The organism is Variovorax soli NBRC 106424 (genome assembly GCF_001591385.1).
GTDB classification, from domain to species: Bacteria; Pseudomonadota; Gammaproteobacteria; order Burkholderiales; family Burkholderiaceae_C; genus Variovorax; species Variovorax soli.
The window spans coordinates 12,514-30,855 of sequence record NZ_BCUU01000061.1 but is presented as its reverse complement, the minus strand read 5'-3'; the positions used below and the strand labels follow the sequence as shown (position 1 = coordinate 30,855).

The 18,342-nt window shown below is 67.6% G+C and carries 17 protein-coding genes and 1 pseudogene; 11 read left to right on the top strand and 7 right to left on the bottom strand.

Going from position 1 to position 18,342, the window contains the following annotated elements:
- The 3 genes and pseudogenes from VSO01S_RS27555 to VSO01S_RS27210 all read left to right on the top strand — a co-directional run.
- Positions 1–258: pseudogene (locus VSO01S_RS27555) on the top strand (ROK family transcriptional regulator); the annotation flags it as partial.
- A gap of 8 nt (positions 259–266) precedes the next feature.
- Complete coding sequence (locus VSO01S_RS17390; protein ID WP_068644069.1) at positions 267–929, top strand: COG3904 family protein; 663 nt, start codon at positions 267–269, stop codon at positions 927–929.
- A gap of 37 nt (positions 930–966) precedes the next feature.
- On the top strand, positions 967–1,470 hold the full coding sequence (locus tag VSO01S_RS27210) for a styrene oxide isomerase (RefSeq protein WP_153305297.1): 504 nt from the start codon (positions 967–969) through the stop codon (positions 1,468–1,470).
- Here VSO01S_RS27210 and VSO01S_RS17385 read toward each other — a convergent pair.
- Complete coding sequence (locus VSO01S_RS17385; protein WP_068644068.1) at positions 1,419–2,261, bottom strand: hypothetical protein; 843 nt, start codon at positions 2,259–2,261, stop codon at positions 1,419–1,421. The two genes, VSO01S_RS27210 and VSO01S_RS17385, sit on opposite strands and share 52 nt — an antisense overlap.
- Before the next feature lie 137 nt (positions 2,262–2,398).
- Positions 2,399–4,837, bottom strand: coding sequence for a DUF6351 family protein (locus VSO01S_RS17380; protein WP_068644067.1), 2,439 nt, complete (start codon positions 4,835–4,837; stop codon positions 2,399–2,401).
- 183 nt (positions 4,838–5,020) lie between these two features.
- On the opposite strand from VSO01S_RS17380, the gene VSO01S_RS17375 reads away from it, so the two are divergent.
- Positions 5,021–5,638: a helix-turn-helix domain-containing protein gene (locus tag VSO01S_RS17375; RefSeq protein ID WP_068644066.1), complete on the top strand. Its 618-nt coding sequence runs from the start codon at positions 5,021–5,023 to the stop codon at positions 5,636–5,638.
- Between the two features lie 10 nt (positions 5,639–5,648).
- Positions 5,649–6,191, top strand: a complete 543-nt coding sequence (locus VSO01S_RS17370; protein WP_068644065.1) for a GNAT family N-acetyltransferase — start codon at positions 5,649–5,651, stop codon at positions 6,189–6,191.
- 177 nt (positions 6,192–6,368) lie between these two features.
- Here VSO01S_RS17370 and VSO01S_RS17365 read toward each other — a convergent pair whose 3' ends face one another.
- Positions 6,369–7,283 (bottom strand): aminotransferase class IV, encoded by a 915-nt coding sequence (locus VSO01S_RS17365; protein ID WP_068644064.1) that lies wholly within the window; start codon positions 7,281–7,283, stop codon positions 6,369–6,371.
- 100 nt (positions 7,284–7,383) lie between these two features.
- Here VSO01S_RS17365 and VSO01S_RS17360 point away from each other — a divergent pair, with 100 nt between their 5' ends.
- The 3 genes from VSO01S_RS17360 (at position 7,384) to VSO01S_RS17350 (ending at position 11,075) form a co-directional block, all read left to right on the top strand.
- Positions 7,384–8,097: a glutathione S-transferase N-terminal domain-containing protein gene (locus VSO01S_RS17360; RefSeq protein WP_068644063.1), complete on the top strand. Its 714-nt coding sequence runs from the start codon at positions 7,384–7,386 to the stop codon at positions 8,095–8,097.
- 10 nt (positions 8,098–8,107) lie between these two features.
- Positions 8,108–8,758, top strand: a complete 651-nt coding sequence (locus VSO01S_RS17355; RefSeq protein WP_068644062.1) for a nucleoside/nucleotide kinase family protein — start codon at positions 8,108–8,110, stop codon at positions 8,756–8,758.
- Between the two features lie 73 nt (positions 8,759–8,831).
- Complete coding sequence (locus VSO01S_RS17350) at positions 8,832–11,075, top strand: copper-transporting P-type ATPase (RefSeq protein ID WP_245684238.1); 2,244 nt, start codon at positions 8,832–8,834, stop codon at positions 11,073–11,075.
- 10 nt (positions 11,076–11,085) lie between these two features.
- Here VSO01S_RS17350 and VSO01S_RS17345 read toward each other — a convergent pair whose 3' ends face one another.
- The 4 genes from VSO01S_RS17345 to VSO01S_RS17330 are packed head-to-tail and all read right to left on the bottom strand — an operon-like array spanning position 11,086 to position 14,978.
- Complete coding sequence (locus VSO01S_RS17345; protein WP_068644060.1) at positions 11,086–12,057, bottom strand: quinone oxidoreductase family protein; 972 nt, start codon at positions 12,055–12,057, stop codon at positions 11,086–11,088.
- 4 nt (positions 12,058–12,061) lie between these two features.
- Positions 12,062–13,120: a beta-keto acid cleavage family enzyme gene (locus VSO01S_RS17340; protein WP_068644059.1), complete on the bottom strand. Its 1,059-nt coding sequence runs from the start codon at positions 13,118–13,120 to the stop codon at positions 12,062–12,064.
- A gap of 18 nt (positions 13,121–13,138) precedes the next feature.
- On the bottom strand, positions 13,139–13,984 hold the full coding sequence (locus tag VSO01S_RS17335; RefSeq protein ID WP_068644058.1) for a TauD/TfdA dioxygenase family protein: 846 nt from the start codon (positions 13,982–13,984) through the stop codon (positions 13,139–13,141).
- Positions 13,985–14,015: 31 nt separating this feature from the next.
- Entirely contained in the window at positions 14,016–14,978 is a 963-nt protein-coding gene (locus VSO01S_RS17330; RefSeq protein ID WP_068644057.1) for a Bug family tripartite tricarboxylate transporter substrate binding protein, read from the bottom strand.
- Between the two features lie 207 nt (positions 14,979–15,185).
- Here VSO01S_RS17330 and VSO01S_RS17325 point away from each other — a divergent pair, with 207 nt between their 5' ends.
- The 3 genes from VSO01S_RS17325 to VSO01S_RS17315 are packed head-to-tail and all read left to right on the top strand — an operon-like array spanning position 15,186 to position 18,329.
- Positions 15,186–16,196, top strand: a complete 1,011-nt coding sequence (locus VSO01S_RS17325) for a Bug family tripartite tricarboxylate transporter substrate binding protein (RefSeq protein WP_068644056.1) — start codon at positions 15,186–15,188, stop codon at positions 16,194–16,196.
- A 28-nt stretch (positions 16,197–16,224) separates the two neighbouring features.
- On the top strand, positions 16,225–16,890 hold the full coding sequence (locus VSO01S_RS17320) for a response regulator (protein ID WP_068644055.1): 666 nt from the start codon (positions 16,225–16,227) through the stop codon (positions 16,888–16,890).
- A 59-nt stretch (positions 16,891–16,949) separates the two neighbouring features.
- Positions 16,950–18,329, top strand: a complete 1,380-nt coding sequence (locus VSO01S_RS17315; protein WP_068644054.1) for a sensor histidine kinase — start codon at positions 16,950–16,952, stop codon at positions 18,327–18,329.
- Positions 18,330–18,342 lie beyond the last annotated feature (13 nt).

Sequence of the window (18,342 nt, the reverse complement as noted above, 5' to 3'; positions counted from 1 at the left end):
CTGGCGGCGCACAACGCGGCGGCGCTGCTGGACCTGGAGAGCGTGATCATCGACGGCTCGTTCGGGCGCGAGCTGCTGGCGGCCACGCTGGCCCAGGTCGATGCCGCGCTGGCCCGCTACGACTGGGAGGGCCTGGCGCGGCCCAGCCTGATGGCCGGCGCCATCGGGGCGGACGCGCGCGCCGTCGGTGGCGCGCTGCTGCCGCTGTATGGGAGCTTCTCGCCGGACCGGGACCTGTTCCTCAAGGACGACGTGTAGGGGGGGCCATGCAGGTCCGGATCTGGCGCGCCGCGATCATTTTTTTGGGCGCCTGCGCCTTTCTTCTTCCGGCCTCGGCACGCATCCACTACCGGCCCGCGGCGGGCAACCGGCCGCCGCACATCCTGATCAAGGGCGAGCTGGTGCAGGCGGACATTGAAACGTTCACCAGCATTGCAGAAGCGGCGCGCAAGGACGCCGCGGCTTTCATGGCGGGCAAGGGCATCGACACGCCGCCGCCCGGCACGGGGTTCGTCAACGTGGCCATCGACAGCCGCGGCGGCAACATCTGGGTCGCCATGTCCATCGGCCGGATCATCCGCAAGTATTCGTTCTCGACGCGGGTGGAGGTCGGCGCCTCATGTGTCAGCGCCTGCGTGTACCTGCTGGCCGCGGGGCAGGGGCGCTACGTGGGCGGCCGGGTCGGCATCCATCGCCCCTACATTCCGAACGACGGCGTGACCTCGGCCCGGGCCAAGAAGGCACAGTACGAGGGCATCAACGCGCAGGCGAGGCAGTACCTGGAAGAGATGGGGCTGCCTTCGACCCTGCATGACCGGATGATGGAAACGCCGCCGGACCGCGTGACTTGGCTCACCGCGCAGGAGCTGTCGACCTACGGCCTGATGAAGATGGGCCCGCCGCCGCCGAGGGGTGCGGCGCCTCGGTAGCCAAGGGCCCGTGGCACTGAATGTAAAGGGAAGAAGAATGAGCAGTATGTCGGCGAGCCTTCTTGCAAGCAGCGGGTTCTTGGTGCTGCTCATCGGATTCCTTTGCGGGGCTCCCTTGGGCAGCGCAATCAATCATCACCGCGACGAAGAACGCGTTCGCGCCTGGCGGGTTGCCCACTCGAGCCTGGTTGGTGGCGGCGTCATGCTTCTGGCCATTGCTCCCAATCTTTCGATTGTCGAGTTGCCTTCCAGCCTGAAGGCCTTGGCATCGGGAATGCTCTGTGTATCCATTTGGTCCTTCACCTTTGCCCTGACCTTCGGTGCCTGGAAAGGGCATAGAGGGACGCAGCGAGGGACTGGCCTTGGCGCCGCGGCCACGTATACGGCGAACATGGCGGGCGTCGTGCTTTCTACGATTGCGATTTTGCTGCTTTCGTACGGATCGATCGTCCACCTGCTGCGTACCTTCTCAGCTGGCCGACGAGCGGGTCAGAGCTTCCCAATCACCTCCACGTTCGCGCCGCCCGTCGCCACACGTTGAACCGTGCCAGCCAATGGGTCAAAGAGCACGATGGCGCTGAAGGTCGCGAAGACCACGCGCCCTTTGAATTCCTTGCCGTCAGATTGTGTGATGGCCACGCAATTTGCCGCGCGCTGCTTCTCGCCAGTCGCTTTGGATCTTGCGACTCCTGCATCGCTCAAACGCGTTTCTCGCGGTTTGATGGGAATGCAGATCTGCGGCCCGATGACCCAATCGTCGATGTGACTCTCTCCTGCAATGTGGCCCAGCACAGGTAGCACGCTGAGCAGCGCGGCGAGCACCGCAACCCCGAACACAAATGCCAGCGCGATGAGAATCCACGCCGAAAAGGTACCGAAGGCGACGAATACAGGAAGTGCCAGGCAGGTGGCGACCCAGGGGTGCTTTCGCACCCAGTGTCGAATGGAGGCGCGCCTTTCTTCCAGCCAGTTCGATTTGCCGCTGCGATCCCGAGCCAGGTGGATCGAGCCGATCAGCGCGGTGCCGGCGAGCACGATGACGAGTGCAGGCCAACTCACCGGCCAAAGCACTGTCCAGATGTCCCGATAGAAGTTCCACTCAAACAACTTGCCGAGGTGCGTGAGCGTCGCAACGACAGCCCAGCCTCCGAGCGTCAAGAGGTCGGACGTCGAGTTGAACATGATGGCGTGCGGCACACCGAACTTCGCTTCGGCCGACGTCGCAACCCCGTAGCCGAGGAGCGCAAGCACGATGATCGACGCCGATGAGACCGATAGAAACAGCGTCAACGCCTGGCTGTATGGAGACTTGATGGCAGTCTGTCCTGTCATGGAGCTTCTGGAGTGAAACCCCACGATACAGGTCAACGCAACCTCGGCATCCCCACGGAAGAGGAGGGTCGGGTTGCGTTGCTATCGCCGTTGGCGATGCCCTTCGTCGCCCGCAACGAGCAACACCGCCCCAGAACTCACCCCTCCGCAGGCCGCGCCTGGTCCGGCTTCGAGTAGTCGCACACCCCCTGCGGGAAGATGCGCTTGAGCTGCTCCACCTGCTGCGCACTCGGCACCGCGCTGCCATACGTGCCGTCGGCCACGGCCTGTTCCACCGGCTTGAGCGCGCAGCGGTAGATGCCGCCCTCCAGGGGCGCGCCGGCCACGGTGCGCGAGGTGCCGTACAGCGGGAAGGCCTGCGTGCAGGCGCCCGCCGGCTGGCTGTCGAGGATGCCGCCCCACACGCCGGCGCCCGCGCTCATGCGATGGCCCTGCAGGTCGAAGCAGGCGTCCAGCGCATCGGCGGGCTTGTTGCCCGCGATGCCGGCCGCCGGGTTGGTGCGCATGTTGGTCAGCCACTGGTCCATCACGGCCAGCGCCTGCAGCGACTGGCTGGCCTTGGGCACGCCCGGCGTGGTGTCGGTGAACCACACGACCAGGTTGTCGCTGTGGCCCATCTTCTGCAGCACGCGCTTGCGCACGGCGAAGGACTGGTGGCTGTTGTGCATGTCCAGCTCGCGTTCCATGTACTGGCGGTGGTCGATGGCCGGCACGTCCAGGCGCCCGGTGAACACATGGCCCGAGGTGTAGGCCGCGCGCATGGCGGCTGGGTCGCCCGCGGTGCGCGGCGCCGGCGCATCGGCCGATGGGGCCAGGCGCATGTTGCGCACGCTCCAGGGGTCGAAGTAGCCGGGCACGGTCAGCGCCTTGTTGATCTCGGCCTGCGTGGTGCCGAAGAAGGGAAAGCCCTCCTGCACCATGTCGCTGGGGTGCTTCCAGCCGCCCACGTACCAGTTCAGGTGCACGAACTCGTCCATGGTGATATGGCCCGCGCGCAGCGACTTCAGGCCGTACTGCACGCCCACGTTGTCCCAGGTGACGCGCGCGGCGCCGGTGGCGTCCACGCCGTAGACGTTGCGCAGGTCGTCGTAGTGGGTCCAGCGGATGGCTGCGATGTCGCTCTGCGGCTCGTACAGCTGCTGGTTGGGCGCCTGGCCGTACAAGGGGTTCAGCGTCAGCGGCGTGAGGCCGCGCCAGGCCGGCACGCATTCGGTCGAGCCCTTGGCGGTGCTGTAGCCCAGTGCGAGCTTGAGCGGCGCGAGCGCGTCGTTCACCTTGGTGTTGGGCCCGCCGGCGGGGTTCTCCTCAGCGTTCATGCCCACCAGCCAGGTGCGGTTCTTGGTGACCTGCCACTTGGTGTTGGTGCGGTCGGTCGCGTCCATGTAGTGCTCGAGCAATTCGCAGTCGCCCACGTGGATGGTCTGGGTGACCATGTCGGGGTAGCTCTGCACGGGCAGCAGGCCGTCGAGCACGCCCGGGTTGTTCTGCGCGATCATGTACTGCTGGATGGCGCCGCCCGAGCCGCCCAGGCCCACGGTGTAGACCGGCGCGCCGTAGCGCTCGATGAAGCGCTCCTTGGTCATCATCGCGGTCTCGCCGGCCAGGTTCATGTTGTAGTGGGTGCCGGTGTTGTTGCCGCTGGAGTGCACGATGGCCCAGCCTTGCCTCAGGATGTCCAGGTTCATCGAGCCGCCGTGCACCGTGCCCTGGCTGTGGCCGATGGCCACGCCGCCCTGGAACCAGTACAGCAGCTTGCCGTTCCACAGCGACGTATCGCTCTGCGCCGCGTTGTCGGCCGCCGGCATGGGCGCGAGCATGGCGATGCTGTAGAGGAAGCGGTTGATGCTGCCGATCTCGCGCCGCACGATGAAGTCCACGGTGCGCCCGTCCGCCAGCGTCGCCTGGCTCATGTCGGCCGGCCGCGAGCCGTCGCCGGGCAGCGGCTTGAGCGCGCCCGCCGTGCCGCGGTACTGGTAGCTCACGAAGCTGTCGATCGAGCAGTTGCGGCTGTAGCCCAGCAGGTTGCCCTGCGCGTCGCGCACCGGGTAGCCGGGTGCCGAGGCGCTGTCCACCAGCGGCTGCCTGTTCACCGCGCCTTGGATGGTGGTGCAGACAAAGGGCGTCTGCTGCGGCCCGGTGAACATCGGGCCGGTGATCGGATAGTTGGTGAGCTGCAACTGGTCGCGCGGCTGGCCGTTGCCGCTGCGGTGGCGCACCTCCAGGGTGTTGGCGCCCACCTTCAGGCCGCTGATCACGCCTTCGAGGCCGGCATCGGTCTCGGCGAGCGTGGCATCGAGCCGCGCACCGTTGAGCCACAGCTCCAGCTTGTCGCGCAGGCCCGGCGCGGCGCGCACCTCGATGCGCGCATCGCCGCCCGAGACGTACTCGGGCTTGCTGGAGAGCACGCGCAGGCGCACGCTGTTGCCGTCGTCCTGGGCTTTGGCTTGCTGTGGCGAATCGCTTTTTGCACTGCTGCCGGTGGCGGTGCTGCCGCCGGACCCGGAACCGCCGCCGCATGAAGCGAGCAGCAGCACTGCACACGCGGCCCATGCGGCCGCCAGACCTTTGGATGTCATCGTGTCTCCTCGGGCCCCCAGGCCCTTGTTGTCGTTCTCGGAGCCGAACGCGCCGGCCCTGCGCTGCAGCTGGCCCGCGCACGGGAACTGCGGCGCGAAGACTAGACGTTTTGGCGGTGCGTGACCATAGGGCGTAGGAGGTGCTTGACCCGTCATTCCACCATCCTGGAAAATCGATCCACCATGAAGGAATCCGCTGCGCCAACCGCGCCCGAGGAAGAGGACATCAACATGCGCATCGCCCGGCGCGTGCGCGAGCTGCGCGCGGCACGGGCCGAGACCATGGAGTCGCTGGCCGCCCGGTCCGGCGTGAGCAAGTCCATGATCTCGCTCATCGAGCGGGGCGAGGCCAGCCCGACCGCGGCCGTGCTCGAAAAGCTCGCGGCCGGGCTCGGCGTGGCCATGGCCACGCTGTTCGGGCCGGACCGGTCGGCGCAGCAGCAGCCGCTGTCGCGCCGCGCGGAGCAGGCCATCTGGAAGGATCCGGAATCCGGCTACCTGCGGCGCAACCTCACGCCGCCCAACTGGCCCACGCCCATCCAGCTGGTGGAGGTGCACTTTCCGGCGGGTGCGCGCATGGCCTACGAATCGGCCAGCCGCGAGCCGGCGCTCGAGCAGCAGGTGTGGGTGCTGCAGGGGCAGATCGAACTCACGCTGGGCGACCAGCGCTATGCATTGAAGGCCGGGGATTGCCTGGCCATCCGGCGCGACCGGCCGCTGGTGTTCAACAACCCGTCGACGCAGGCGGCCAGGTACCTGGTGGCGATCTGCGACCAGGCGGCGGTACAGCTTCTCCAATGAGGACATCGAGATGAGCAGCAGCAGTGAAAAGACCGTCCTCATCGACTGCACCGAGGCCGAGCATGCCGATGCGATCCTGGCCATCCTCAACGAGGCGATCGTCAACTCCACGGCGCTGTACGACTACGTGCCGCGCCCGCCGGAAGCGATGAAGGCCTGGTTCTCCGCCAAGCGCGCCAACGGTTTTCCGGTAGTGGGTGCCGTCAATGACAGCGGCAAGCTCATCGGCTTTGCGAGCTACGGCACCTTCCGCGCCTTTCCCGCCTACAAGTACACCGTGGAGCACAGCGTGTACGTGCACCACGAGCACCGGGGGCAGGGCCTGGGCAAGGTCCTGATCGGCGAGCTGATCCGGCGGGCACGCGCCGCCAACCTGCATGCGCTGGTCGGCTGCATCGACGCGGGCAATGCCGGGAGCATTGCGCTGCACAAGAGCCTGGGCTTTGCGCACGCCGGCACCTTCCCGCAGGTGGGCTTCAAGTTCGGGCGGTGGCTGGACGCGGCCTTCTATCAGCTCCTGCTCGACACGCCCGCTTCGCCGGTGGACGGTTGATGCGCGACGCAGAGCCTAGTGTGCTGTCCCGCAAATAGCTACGCAGAGAAAAGCGATGCGTTTCAGGTCAGGGCAAGGCGCAAACCGCAGCGATACCCAGTGGTATCGCGAGGATTTGCAACGCAGCCATGGCCTGAAAGGCGCGCTTTTCTGCGTAGCTATTTGCGGGACAGCACACTAGATGTACGCCACCGGGTCGCGGTACGCCGGATCTTCGTGCAGGGCCCAGTAGCCCTCCTGCAGCCGCCGGGTGACTGGGCCCGGAAAGGTCGGCAGCGCCCGGCCGTCGACCTTGCCGATGGGCAGCACGCCGCCGCCGCTGGAGCTGAGGAACACCTCGTCCGCGCCGCGCAGCAAGGCCACCGGCAGTGGCGCGATGCGCAAGGGGATGCCGAACTTTTCGCACAGCTCGATCACGGTGCGGCGCGAAATGCCTTCCAGCACGCCATGGTCGGCGGTGTGCACCACGCCGCCCTGCACCGCGAACACGTTGAAGCCCGGGCCTTCGGTGACGCAGCCCTCCGCATCCACCACGCAGCTGGTGTCGCGGCCCAGGTCGTAGGCATCGAAGAGCGACTGCACCAGGTCGATCCAGTGGTAGTTCTTGACCGTCGGGTCCACCGATGCGGGCGCGATGCGCTGGCGGCTGCTGATGTGCAGGTCGATGCCGGCGGCCTGCTTCTCGGGCGAGGCGATCCACACATAGGGCAGGGCGTAGGCATAGAAGCGGTTCTGCGCCAGGCGCGGGTCGCGTGCGCCGCGCGGCGGCACGCCTCGGGTGCACGCCATGGCCACGTACGCATCCTGCAGGCCGGCGGTGCGCACGCAGCCGTGCAGCACCTCGCGCAGCTCGGCGCGCGTGTAGGGAATGGACAGGCGCATCTTCTCCAGGCTGGCGAAGAAGCGGTCCATGTGCGCGTCCAGCCGGAAGAATGCGCCCTGCCAGGTGGTGGCCACGTCGTAGGTCGCGTCCGAGCGGGTGAAGCCCCAGTCGAACAGCGAGATCTTCGCCTCGGACAAGGGGACGTATGCGCCATCGGCGAACGCGCAGCCGCCCTCGAATCGCGAAGCCGGTAGGGACGGAAGTGGCATGGGTGCTCTCCTGGCCTGGGTGGGGTGGGCCCGCGATTCTGCATGGCGCCCGGGTCGGCGTGCCTCTCCAAGGTTTTCGCGGGTGCGACAGAATGGGCGCATGACCCAACCCCTCGACCTCCACAGCTTCCCCATCACCCACAAGTGGCCTGCCAGGCACCCCGAGCGGCTCCAGCTGTATTCGTTGCCCACGCCCAACGGCGTGAAGGTGTCGATCATGCTGGAGGAGACGGGCCTGCCCTACGAGCCGCACCTGGTGGACTTCGGCAAGAACGACCAGATGTCGCCGGAGTTTCTCTCGCTCAACCCCAACAACAAGATCCCGGCGATCATCGATCCCAACGGCCCCGGCGGCAAGCCGCTGGCGCTGTTCGAATCGGGCGCCATCCTCCTGTACCTGGCCGACAAGACCGGCCAGCTCGTGCCCAAGGATGAAGCGGCGCGCTACGAAACCATCCAGTGGCTGATGTTCCAGATGGGCGGCATCGGCCCCATGTTCGGGCAGCTGGGCTTCTTCCACAAGTTCGCCGGCAAGGACTACGAGGACAAGCGCCCCCGCGACCGCTACGTGGCCGAGTCCAAACGCCTGCTGGCTGTGCTCGACCAGCGCCTGCAGGGCCGCAACTGGCTGATGGGCGACCAGTACACCATTGCCGACATCGCCACCTTCCCGTGGGTGCGCAACCTGGTGGGCTTCTACGAGGCCGGCGACCTGGTGGGCTTCTCGGAATTCGCCAACGTCAAGCGCTCGCTCGACGCCTTCGTGGCGCGCCCGGCCGTGGCGCGCGGGCTGGGCATTCCGGCCCGCGGCTGAGCCTGCACGCATGGCATCCGGCAGCCACAGCCATCTACCCGAACAAAGCCTGGCCCGCGTGCATGCGCTGCTGGCGCGCGGCGCGGCGCAGCGCGTGGTGCTGGGCCTGGTGGGCGCACCGGGCGCAGGCAAGTCGACGCTCGCCTCGGCCTTGCAGGCGTCCTTTGCCGATATGTCCGTCGTGCTGCCCATGGACGGCTTCCACCTGGCCAATAGCGAACTGCGGCGCCTGGGCCGGGCCGGGCGCAAGGGCGCGCCCGACACCTTCGATGCGGCGGGCTACCTGGCCTTGCTGCAGCGCCTGCGCGATCCGGCGCATGCGGGCGAGACGGTCTACGCGCCCGAGTTCCGCCGCGAGATCGAGGAGGCCGTGGCCGGGGCCATCGCCATCGAGCCGCACCATCGGCTGGTGATCACCGAAGGCAACTACCTGCTGGTGGACCAGGGCGCCTGGCAAGGCGTGTCGGCGCTGCTGGACGAATGCTGGTACGTGGATGTGGACGAGCAGCTGCGCAACGAGCGGCTGGTGCGCCGGCACCAGGCCTTCGGCCGCACCGAGCAGGAGGCCGTGCAATGGGCGGCGCAGACCGACGCACCCAATGCACGGCTGGTGGCGTCGACGCGCGTGCGCGCCGACCATGCCTTCCGTTGGGGCGGCTAGCGAGCGTCAGGCCCTGTCGAAGCAGCATCCGACGCAGTACGCCGCATCGCGCAACCAAGAACAGGAGCACCCCATGCCCACGTCCGGACACGAGCACCGCTCGATGCCCCGCCACAGCCAAGACCACGGCCACAGCCACGACCACAGCGGGCACGCGCCCAAGGCTCCGAAGCCGGTTCCACAGGGCAACCCGAGCCAGGTCGAGTACACCTGCCCGATGCACCCGCAGGTGCGCCAGCTCGGGCCGGGGCACTGCCCCATCTGCGGCATGGCGCTGGAGCCGGTGGTAGCCACCGAACAGGTCGGCGAAAGCCCCGAACTGAAGGACATGACGCGGCGCTTCTGGTGGGGCTTGCTGTTCACGGTGCCGGTGTTCGTGCTCGAGATGGGCGCTCACCTGTTCAACATCCATCACCTCGTGGCCCAGCAGGTCTCGAACTGGATCCAGCTGGTGCTGGCCACGCCGGTCGTTCTCTGGGCAGGCTGGCCCTTCTTCGCCCGGGCAGCGGCATCGCTGCGCAACCGGAGCCTGAACATGTTCACCCTCATCGCGCTGGGCACGGGAGCGGCCTGGCTCTACAGCATCGTGGCGACCCTGGCACCGGCGCTGTTCCCGCGCGAGCTGCGCGCACAGGACGGCGCGGTGGCCGTGTATTTCGAAGCCGCGGCGGTCATCACGGTGCTGGTGCTGCTCGGGCAGGTGCTCGAACTGCGGGCCAGGGAAAAAACCTCTGGCGCCATCAAGGCGCTGCTGGGGCTGGCCCCGAAGACGGCAGTGCGCGTGAACACCGACGGGACGGATGAAACCGTGCAGGTGGATGCCATCCAGGTGGGCGAGCAGCTGCGGGTTCGCCCTGGCGAGAAGGTGCCGGTCGACGGAGAAGTGGTCGAGGGCAAGGCGAACGTGGACGAATCCATGGTGACCGGGGAGCCGATGCCGGTGGTGAAGACGATCGGCTCCAAGGTCACGGCCGGCACGATGAACCAGACGGGCGGTTTCGTGATGCGCGCCGAGAAGGTCGGCGCCGACACCTTGCTCTCGCAGATCGTGCACATGGTCGCCGCCGCGCAGCGCAGCCGCGCCCCCATCCAGCGGATGGCCGACCAGGTGGCCGGCTGGTTCGTGCCGCTGGTCATCGCCGTGGCGCTGCTGACCTTCGTCGCGTGGCTGGTGTGGGGGCCGTCGCCGGCCTTCAGCTACGCGCTCATCACGGCCGTGGCGGTGCTCATCATTGCCTGCCCTTGCGCGCTGGGGCTGGCCACGCCGATGTCCATCATGGTGGGCGTGGGCAAGGGCGCCCAGCATGGCGTGCTGATCCGGGACGCGGAGGCGCTGGAGCGCATGGAGAAGGTCGACACCCTCGTGGTCGACAAGACCGGCACGCTGACGGAGGGGCGCCCCCGCGTTGTCCACGTCGAGCCCGCCGGAGGCTTCTCGGCGGACGAGGTGCTGCAAATGCTCGCCAGCGTCGAGCGTGCGAGCGAGCATCCGCTGGCGCATGCCGTGGTCGAAGCGGCCAAGGCGCGCCAGTTGGCGCTGGCGCCGGTCACCGATTTCGATTCGCCGGTTGGCAAGGGCGTCGTGGGAACGGTCGAAGGCCGGGCGGTCGTCTCCGGCAGCGCGAAGTTCCTGGCGGAGCAGGGCATCGAGGTTGCGTCCTTGAGCCAGGCCGCGGAGGCGCAGAGACAGAAGGCGGCGACCGTCATCTTCGTGGGCGTCGGCAACGCCTTTGCCGGCTTCGTCGCCATCGCGGACCCCATCAAGGAGAGCACGCCGGCCGCCATCAAGGCACTCAAGGACGCCGGCGTGCGCATCGTCATGCTGACCGGCGACGGCAGGACCACGGCCCAAGCCGTGGGCCGCGAGCTCGGTATCGACGAGGTCGTGGCCGAGGTCTTTCCCGAAGACAAGGCGGCGCAAGTCCAGCGCCTTCGCGCTGCAGGCCGGATCGTCGCCATGGCCGGCGACGGCGTGAACGACGCGCCGGCGCTTTCCGCGGCCGACGTGGGCATTGCCATGGGCACGGGCACCGACGTGGCCATGGAAAGCTCGGGCGTCACGCTGCTCAAGGGCGACCTGATGGGCATCGTGCGCGCCCGGACCTTGTCGCACGCGACGATGCGCAACATCCGCCAGAACCTGTTCCTGAGCTTTGCGTACAACGTGGCGGGCATTCCGCTGGCGGCCGGTGTGCTCTATCCGTTCTTCGGATGGCTGCTGTCCCCGGTGGTGGCGGCTGCAGCCATGGCGCTTTCATCGGTGAGCGTCATCGCCAATGCGCTGCGGCTTCGCCGAGCCAGGATCGAGGGCGAGTGAGCGGCCGGGCTTAAGGCACCAGCACGGTGGCGCCGGTGGTCTTGCGGCCTTCGAGCGCGCGGTGCGCCTCGCTCGCCTCGGCCAGCGCGAAGGTCTGGCGCGGCTCGCTGGTGATGCGCCCGGCCAGCACATGGTCGAACAGCTCGCGGGCCATCTCGAGCATGTGCGCGCGCGGGTGGATGTAGTGGATCATCGCGGGCCGGGTCATCCAGAGGGAGCCCTTCTGCGCGAGCAGCTGCGAATCCACCACCACCGCGCCCGACGAGGTGCCGTTGCTGATCAGGTGGCCGCGCGGCTGCAGGCTGTCCAGCGAGGCCATCAGCGTGTCCTTGCCGACCGAGTCGTACACCACCTTCACGCCCCGGCCGTCGGTGAGTTCGCGCACACGCTGGGCGATGTTCTCGCGCGAAGTCACGATGGTGTGCGTGCAGCCGTTGGCCTTGGCGATCTCGGCCTTCTCGTCGGTGCTGACGGTGCCGATCATGGTCACGCCCAGTGCGCGCGCCCACTGGCAGGCGATGAGGCCCACGCCGCCGGCGGCCGCGTGGTACAGGATGGTCTCGCCGCCGTGCAGCGGATAGACCTGGCGGAACAGGTACTGCGCCGTCATGCCCTTCATCATCAGCGTGGCGGCGGTGCGGTCGGACACGCCGTCCGGCAGCGGAATGAGCACGGCAGCGGGCATCACCCGCGCCTCGGAATACGCGCCCTGCGGGCCGATCAGGTAGCCCACGCGGTCACCGGCCTTGATGTCGGTCACGCCGGGGCCCACGGCCTCGACCACGCCCACGGCGTCCGAGCCCAACCCGTTGGGCAGGTCGAGCGCATAGCGGCCGGTGCGGAAGTAGGTGTCGATGAAGTTGACGGCGATGTAGGTGTGGCGCACGCGCGCCTCGCCGGGGCCGGGGTCGCCGACCGCCACGTCTTCCAGCTTCAGCACCTCGGGGCCGCCGGTTTCGTGGAAGCGAACTGCCTTGACCATGGTGTCAGGCCGCCTTGCGCAGGAAGCCCTGGTTGGCGCCGGGGCGGTTGGGCGCGAAGCCGTTGGCGGCCAGCGACTCTTCCACCGTGTCGTAGAACACGCCGATCCTGCTGATCTCGCGCGCCTGCTTCGCCGTGGCGATGGGGCGGCCGAACTCGCGCGAGATGCGCACCAGCTGCTCGATCTGCGAGACGGTGCTGGCCTTGGCGCTGCGGTCCTGGTTCCACAGGCAGTCCTCGGTGCCGCAGCGCACGTGCAGGCCCATGGAGATGCCCCACATGTTGACTGGCAGCACGTTGCGCACATTGCTTTCCACCGTGAGCACGGCGCCGTCCGGCACGGCGCGCACGAAGTTGGCCAGGCTGTAGACACTGGGCGTGTCCATGCCGCCGGCAATGGCCACCCAGTTCATCACCAGCGGGCCCTTGTAGAAGCCGCGGCGCATCAGCCGCTCGACCGACTCGAAGCTGTTGAGGTTGTAGCACTGGAAGGCGCTCTGGATGCCCGCCTTGGTCAGGCGCCGCACATGCTCTTCCACCCAGCCGGGCTGGGCCGGCACGGTCATTTCCTTGTAGGCGTTGAAGATGGCCGGGATCTCGCGCGAGGTGCCGCGAAAGTCCGCGTCCTCGGCCTGGTCGGTCACGTTCATCTGCGAGGTGTTCACCGTCACCGTCACCTGGTCGGGCACCGGGTCGAGGTCGGCCAGCATGTGGCGCGTGTCGTCGCTGAGCCACTTGGCGGCCTGGCCCTCGTTCTCGGGCGCGAAGCTGATGGAGCCGCCCACCTGGATGATCATCTCGGGCACCGCCTTGCGCACGCCGGCGATCAGCTCGTTGAACTTGGACAGGCGCTTGGATCCCTTGCCGTCCAGCTCGCGCACATGCAGGTGCAGCACGGTGGCGCCGGCGTTGTAGCAGTCCACCGCCTTCTGGATCTGCGCTTCCATGCTGACGGGGATGTCTTCCGGAAAGTCCGAAGGCAGCCAGCCGGGCGCGTAGGGCGCGGCGGTGATGATCAGCGGTGGCTGGTTCTCGGGGAACAGGTGGCCGTCGAGGAAGTTCATGTGGTTCTCCAGGGGTGCTTAGTACGGGATATCGCCGACGATGCCTGCGCGTTCCATTTTTCGAGGGGCGGGGAAGTAGTCGTTGCAGGCGTAGTGCTGCGTGCTGCGGTTGTCCCAGACCACGACGTCGCCCGGCTGCCACGACCAGCGCACCTGGTATTCGGGGATGCTGGCGCGGCTGGTGAGGTAGTTCAGCAGCAGCGATGCGCCGGGTGACTTGTCGATGCCGTGGCGCACGTTCTCGGGCGTGCTCCAGTTCACGAAGTGGGTGGTGAAGCCCGCGCCCACGAACAGCACCTTCTCGCCGGTGTCGGGGTGCGTGCGCACCACCGGGTGCTCGGCGGCGGGGTGCTCCTGCGCGAGCCTGGTGCGCGCCTCGGGCGTCATCACCGCGCCGAAGGAATGCTCGATGCTGGCCTTGGCGCGCAGGTTGGCGATCTGCGCCTTGATCGGCTCGGGCAGCTCGTCGTAGGCCTTGACCATGTTCACCCAGAGGGTGTCGCCGCCCACCTCGGGGCATTCGATGCAGCGCAGCACCGCGCCCATCGCCGGGTTGGGGCGCCACAGGCCGTCGCAGTGATAGGTGTTCTCGTAGCTGTGGGGGTTGTCGCTGCGGTAGATGCGCACCAGCCCCGGGTGGTCCGGGTCGCTGCCGACCACCGGGTGGTCTTCCAGCGGGCCGAAGCAGCGCGCAAAGGCCACATGCTCGGCACGCGTGATGTCCTGGTTGCGAAAGAACAGCACCCGGTGCTTGAGCAGCGCCGTCTTGATCTGCGCGAACTGCGCGGGGTCGCGCGAGACCTCGCCGAGGTGAACCTCGCTGACTTGCGCACCGATGGCGGGCGTGAGTTGCCTGAATTTCATTTGCGCGTCTCCGTCGGGTGGTCGTCTGGAATCAGTTCAGCTTGATGTCGTACTTCTTGACGATGGCGGCATTGCGCTGCGCCATCTCCTTGGTCTCGGTCATGAGCGCCGGCGTATCGACATTCACTTCGGGCTCCAGGCCCACTTCCGCGAGCCTTTGCTGCACGGCAGGCGTGCGGGCGGACTTGTCGATGGCGGCATGAATCTTCGCGAGCACATCGGCGGGCAGCCTGGACGAGCCGATCAAACCCACCCAGCCCATGAACTGGAGCTGCGGGTAGCCCAGCTCGGTGGTGGTCGGCACGTCGGGCAGGTAGCTCGAGCGCGTCTTGCCCGAGAAGGCGTAGGGGCGCAGCTTGCCGCTCTTGATGAGGGGCACCGAGGTCAGCATGCCGTCGAACATGATGTCGACCTGTCCGCCCAGCAGGTTGGTGAGGGCAGGCGGCGAGCCGGCGTAGCCCACATGCTGCATGTCCAGCCCCGCCTGGTCGCTGAGGATGAGGCCCGCATAGTGCGACACGGTGCCGGGGCTGTAGCTGGCGAAGCTGGACTTGCCCTTGCGCGCCTGCAGCTGCGCGACCAGGCCCTTGAAGTCCTTGGCCGGAAAGTCCGCCGCGGTGACCAGCACCACGCCCGAGCGGGCCACCGAGGCGACCGGAATCACGTCCTTGAACGGATCGAAAGGCACCTTCATCACCAGCGGGATTTCCGCCAGCACATTGCTGGCCGCCATCACCAGCGTGTTGCCGTCGGCCGGCGCGCGCAGCATGGTCTGGATGCCGATGGAGCCGCCGGCGCCCGGCTTGTTCTCCACCACCACTGGCTGCCCGATGTCGGCCGACAGCTGCTGGCCGACCACCCGGGCGACGATGTCCATGGTGCCGCCGGCCGGCGCCGGCACGATGATCTTCAGGGGCGCGTCACCCCAGGCCCAGGCACTGCAGGCCAGTGCCGATGCGATCAGCCCGGTGAGGGCGCGTGCGATGAAGCTCATTCGTCTGTCTCCTGGTCGTGAAGGGAATCACCTGTTCCCCTGGACCGGAAGTATCCGAACCGGACTCGCCGAGTGCTTGCTTTATTGGGGCATTAGTTTGCTCAAATGGGACATTGCGGTCAGGCCAGACTGCCCTGTCGGGCGTTGACAGCTTTCTGACAGCCTCCACCGTGCACGATGCTTCGATTCCTGACGACGGAGACATCCATGAAACCCATCCATCCGACCGGCGCCCTGTCCCTGGGACGCCGACAGCTTCTGCAGGCCGGCGGTGCAGCCGCGCTCAGTGGCCTGGTGCCGCAGCTTGCCTTGGCGCAAGGCACGTGGCCCAGCAAGAACGTTCGCTTCGTCGTGCCCTTTGCGCCGGGCGGCAGCTCTGAAATCGTTGCTCGCTCGACCGCCGCGGAGCTGTCCAAGACCCTGGGCCAGAGCGTCTACGTCGACAACAAGCCCGGTGCGGCCGGCAACATCGCGATGCAGGAAGTGGCTCGTTCGGAAGACCAGCACACGCTCATCCTCGGGCACATCGGCACGCTGGCGGTCAACCCCTACATCTTTGCCAAGCTGCCCTACGACCCGAACAAGGACTTCAAGCCGATCAGCCTGCTGGCCAAGGTGCCCAGCCTCTACGTGGTGCACCCGGACGTGCCGGCCAAAAACCTCAAGGAGTTCATCGCCTTCGCCAAGTCCAGGCCCGGCAAGCTCAGCTACGGCTCGGCCGGCAACGGCAGCGCCGGGCATCTGGCGTTCGAGTACCTGAAGATGACGGCCGACTTCTACATGCTGCACGTGCCCTACCGCGGAACGGGCCCCTTGATGACCGACCTGCTCGCCGGCCGGCTCGAGGCCTCGGCCATCGGCGCGGCGGCCGTCATCCCGTTCATCAAGTCGGGCAAGTTGCGCTGCATCGCCACAGGCTCCGCGAAGCGGGTGCCACAGCTTCCCGACGTGGCCACCGTGGCCGAGCAGGGGTTTCCGGGGTTCGAAATGACCCAGTGGTACGGCCTGATGGCGCCCGCGAATCTCGCCCCGGCCCACGTTGCAAAGTTGTCCGAGCACACGATGAAGGCAGTGAAGTCGCCCGAAGCGATGGAGCGATTGACCGCAGATGCTGCCGAGGTCGTGGGCGGGACGCCGGAGCAGTTCGCGCAGTTCATCGCCAGCGAGCAGGCTCGGTGGCAGAAGGTCATCGCACGGGCGGCCATCAAGCCGGACTGAACCTGCCGCCACGGTTAGCATTTGCACCATGCGAATCCTGCTGGCGGAAGATGAGCACACCCTGGGGACCTGGCTGTGCAAGGCGCTGGAACACGCCGGCATCCAGGTCGAATGGGTCGATGACGGCCGCCTGGCAGACCGCGCGCTGCAGCAACGCGACCATGATGCGCTGGTTCTGGACCTCGGCCTGCCCGGCATGGACGGGAACCGCGTGCTTCAAAGGCTGCGGGAACGGGACCAGCGACTGCCCGCGCTCATTCTCACGGCACGCGATTCGCTGGCCGAGCGCGTGGGCGCGCTCAACGCGGGCGCCGATGACTTTCTCGCCAAGCCGTTCGCCTTGGCCGAACTCGAGGCCCGCTTGCAGGCGCTGGTCAGGCGCGCCCGAGGTGTGGAGCATCCGCGCCTGGCCTGCGGTCCGCTGGTCTACGACGCGGGCCGCCGGCAGTTCATGCTGAACGGCGAGCCGCTCGCGCTCTCGCCGAGGGAGATCGGCGCCTTGCGCGCGCTGATCCAGCGCAGCGGCGAGCCGTTGTCCAAACAGCAGATCATCGACCGTGTGTTCTCGGACGAAGAAGACGTCCACCCGGAAGCGGTGGAAGTTGTGGTCTACCGCCTGCGCAAGCGCCTGGAGGGCAGCGGGGTTCGCATCGTCACCTTGCGCGGCCTTGGATACGTGCTGGAACCGGAGTGAGCCGCTCACCTCGCCTCCAGTTCTCCCGCTGGCTGCACGGTACGAGCCTCTGGCAGCGCATGCTGCTCTTCATGCTGCCGGCGCTGCTGGTGGTCACCGGCATCGAGCTGTGGATGACCCGGCATGACGCGCTGGAGTCCGCCAATGCGGCCTATGACCGCTCCCTGCTCGGCGCGCTCAAATCCATTGACGCGAACATCTCCACGGCCTCCGGCGGCTTGTCGGTGGAGCTGCCGTATTCGATGTTCGAGTTCTTCGAGCTCACGGCCAGCGGCCAGGTGTTCTTCCGGGTGGCCACCTCCGACGGCCTGGTGGAGCTCGGGAGCGCCGACCTGCCCGAGCCACCCTCTCAACCGGCCATGGGGGTTCCGGTTTTCTATGACGCCACGTACTTCAACGAGGCGGTCCGCCTGGTCGCGTACCAGCGCCTGCTGGAGCGCACGCCTGCCGGTGCCAACGGCCGGAGCGTGATGATCCAGGTGGGGGAGAGCACGCGCTCGCGGCAGGAGTTCACCCAGCGCTTTGTGCGCAGCGCGGCGATTCGAGACATCTTCGTGCTGGCACTTCTCATGCTGGGGACGGGCGTCGTGCTTCACCTGGCCCTCAAGCCGCTGGCCCGCCTGGCGCGAGAGGTCGAAGCGCGCGCGCCCGAGGACTTGACGCGAATCGACGAGACAGGGCTGCCCGCGGAAGTGCGCCCCCTGGTCGGCGCGGTCAACCACCACATGACGCGGACGCAGGACCTGGTCGCCCTGCAGCGCCAGTTCCTGGACGATGCATCGCATCAACTGCGAACGCACCTGACCACCCTGCAGATGCAGGTGGACTACGCGATGCGCGAGGCGGACCCGGAAAAAGTCCACGACACGCTGGAGGCACTGGGCCGGGAAATTGCACGTGCGACCCGCAGCTCCCAGCAGCTTCTGGCCCTGGGGCGCAGCGACACAGTGGCCGTGGCGGCGACCTCTTTCGAACTCGAGCCGCTGCTGCGCGAAGTGGCTGTGGAGTTGCTGCCGCAGGCGCGCGCCAAGCGGATCGATCTGGGCATCCGCACCCCGGCCGAAGGCGCCTGCGCCACCGGCGACCGCGCCTTGCTTCGCGAGGCCCTGACCAACCTGGTCGCCAACGCGATTGCCTACAACGACGCGCCGGAGGGCACCATCACCGTGTTCGCAGCTGTCGATGCGGCCGGGTGGAGCTTGAACGTCGAAGACAACGGCCCCGGGCTGAGCGACAGCGAGCGTGAGACGCTGGGGCAACGCTTTCGCCGCGGCAAGCAGGCGGGCAAGGGCGGTTTCGGCCTTGGGTTGGCCATCGTGCGCTCCATCGCCCAGCGCCACGCCGGGGAACTGCGACTGGTCGTGCCGGACGCCGGACGCGGGCTGCTCGCCATCATCTGGTGGCCAAGGCCGGCTTCGCGTCAGGGTGTGGAGGCGTGAGCCTGTTGCAGCG

Coding starts and splice junctions, on each gene's coding strand:
- VSO01S_RS17335 (WP_068644058.1), bottom strand. CDS start 13,984: ATGAAATTCAGGCAACTCACGCCCGCCATCGGTGCGCAAGTCAGCGAG.
- VSO01S_RS17330 (WP_068644057.1), bottom strand. CDS start 14,978: ATGAGCTTCATCGCACGCGCCCTCACCGGGCTGATCGCATCGGCACTG.
- VSO01S_RS17350 (WP_245684238.1), top strand. CDS start 8,832: ATGCCCACGTCCGGACACGAGCACCGCTCGATGCCCCGCCACAGCCAA.
- VSO01S_RS17370 (WP_068644065.1), top strand. CDS start 5,649: ATGAGCAGCAGCAGTGAAAAGACCGTCCTCATCGACTGCACCGAGGCC.
- VSO01S_RS17360 (WP_068644063.1), top strand. CDS start 7,384: ATGACCCAACCCCTCGACCTCCACAGCTTCCCCATCACCCACAAGTGG.
- VSO01S_RS17390 (WP_068644069.1), top strand. CDS start 267: ATGCAGGTCCGGATCTGGCGCGCCGCGATCATTTTTTTGGGCGCCTGC.
- VSO01S_RS27210 (WP_153305297.1), top strand. CDS start 967: ATGAGCAGTATGTCGGCGAGCCTTCTTGCAAGCAGCGGGTTCTTGGTG.
- VSO01S_RS17345 (WP_068644060.1), bottom strand. CDS start 12,057: ATGGTCAAGGCAGTTCGCTTCCACGAAACCGGCGGCCCCGAGGTGCTG.
- VSO01S_RS17320 (WP_068644055.1), top strand. CDS start 16,225: ATGCGAATCCTGCTGGCGGAAGATGAGCACACCCTGGGGACCTGGCTG.
- VSO01S_RS17355 (WP_068644062.1), top strand. CDS start 8,108: ATGGCATCCGGCAGCCACAGCCATCTACCCGAACAAAGCCTGGCCCGC.
- VSO01S_RS17375 (WP_068644066.1), top strand. CDS start 5,021: ATGAAGGAATCCGCTGCGCCAACCGCGCCCGAGGAAGAGGACATCAAC.
- VSO01S_RS17365 (WP_068644064.1), bottom strand. CDS start 7,283: ATGCCACTTCCGTCCCTACCGGCTTCGCGATTCGAGGGCGGCTGCGCG.
- VSO01S_RS17325 (WP_068644056.1), top strand. CDS start 15,186: ATGAAACCCATCCATCCGACCGGCGCCCTGTCCCTGGGACGCCGACAG.
- VSO01S_RS17315 (WP_068644054.1), top strand. CDS start 16,950: ATGCTGCTCTTCATGCTGCCGGCGCTGCTGGTGGTCACCGGCATCGAG.
- VSO01S_RS17340 (WP_068644059.1), bottom strand. CDS start 13,120: ATGAACTTCCTCGACGGCCACCTGTTCCCCGAGAACCAGCCACCGCTG.
- VSO01S_RS17380 (WP_068644067.1), bottom strand. CDS start 4,837: ATGACATCCAAAGGTCTGGCGGCCGCATGGGCCGCGTGTGCAGTGCTG.
- VSO01S_RS17385 (WP_068644068.1), bottom strand. CDS start 2,261: ATGACAGGACAGACTGCCATCAAGTCTCCATACAGCCAGGCGTTGACG.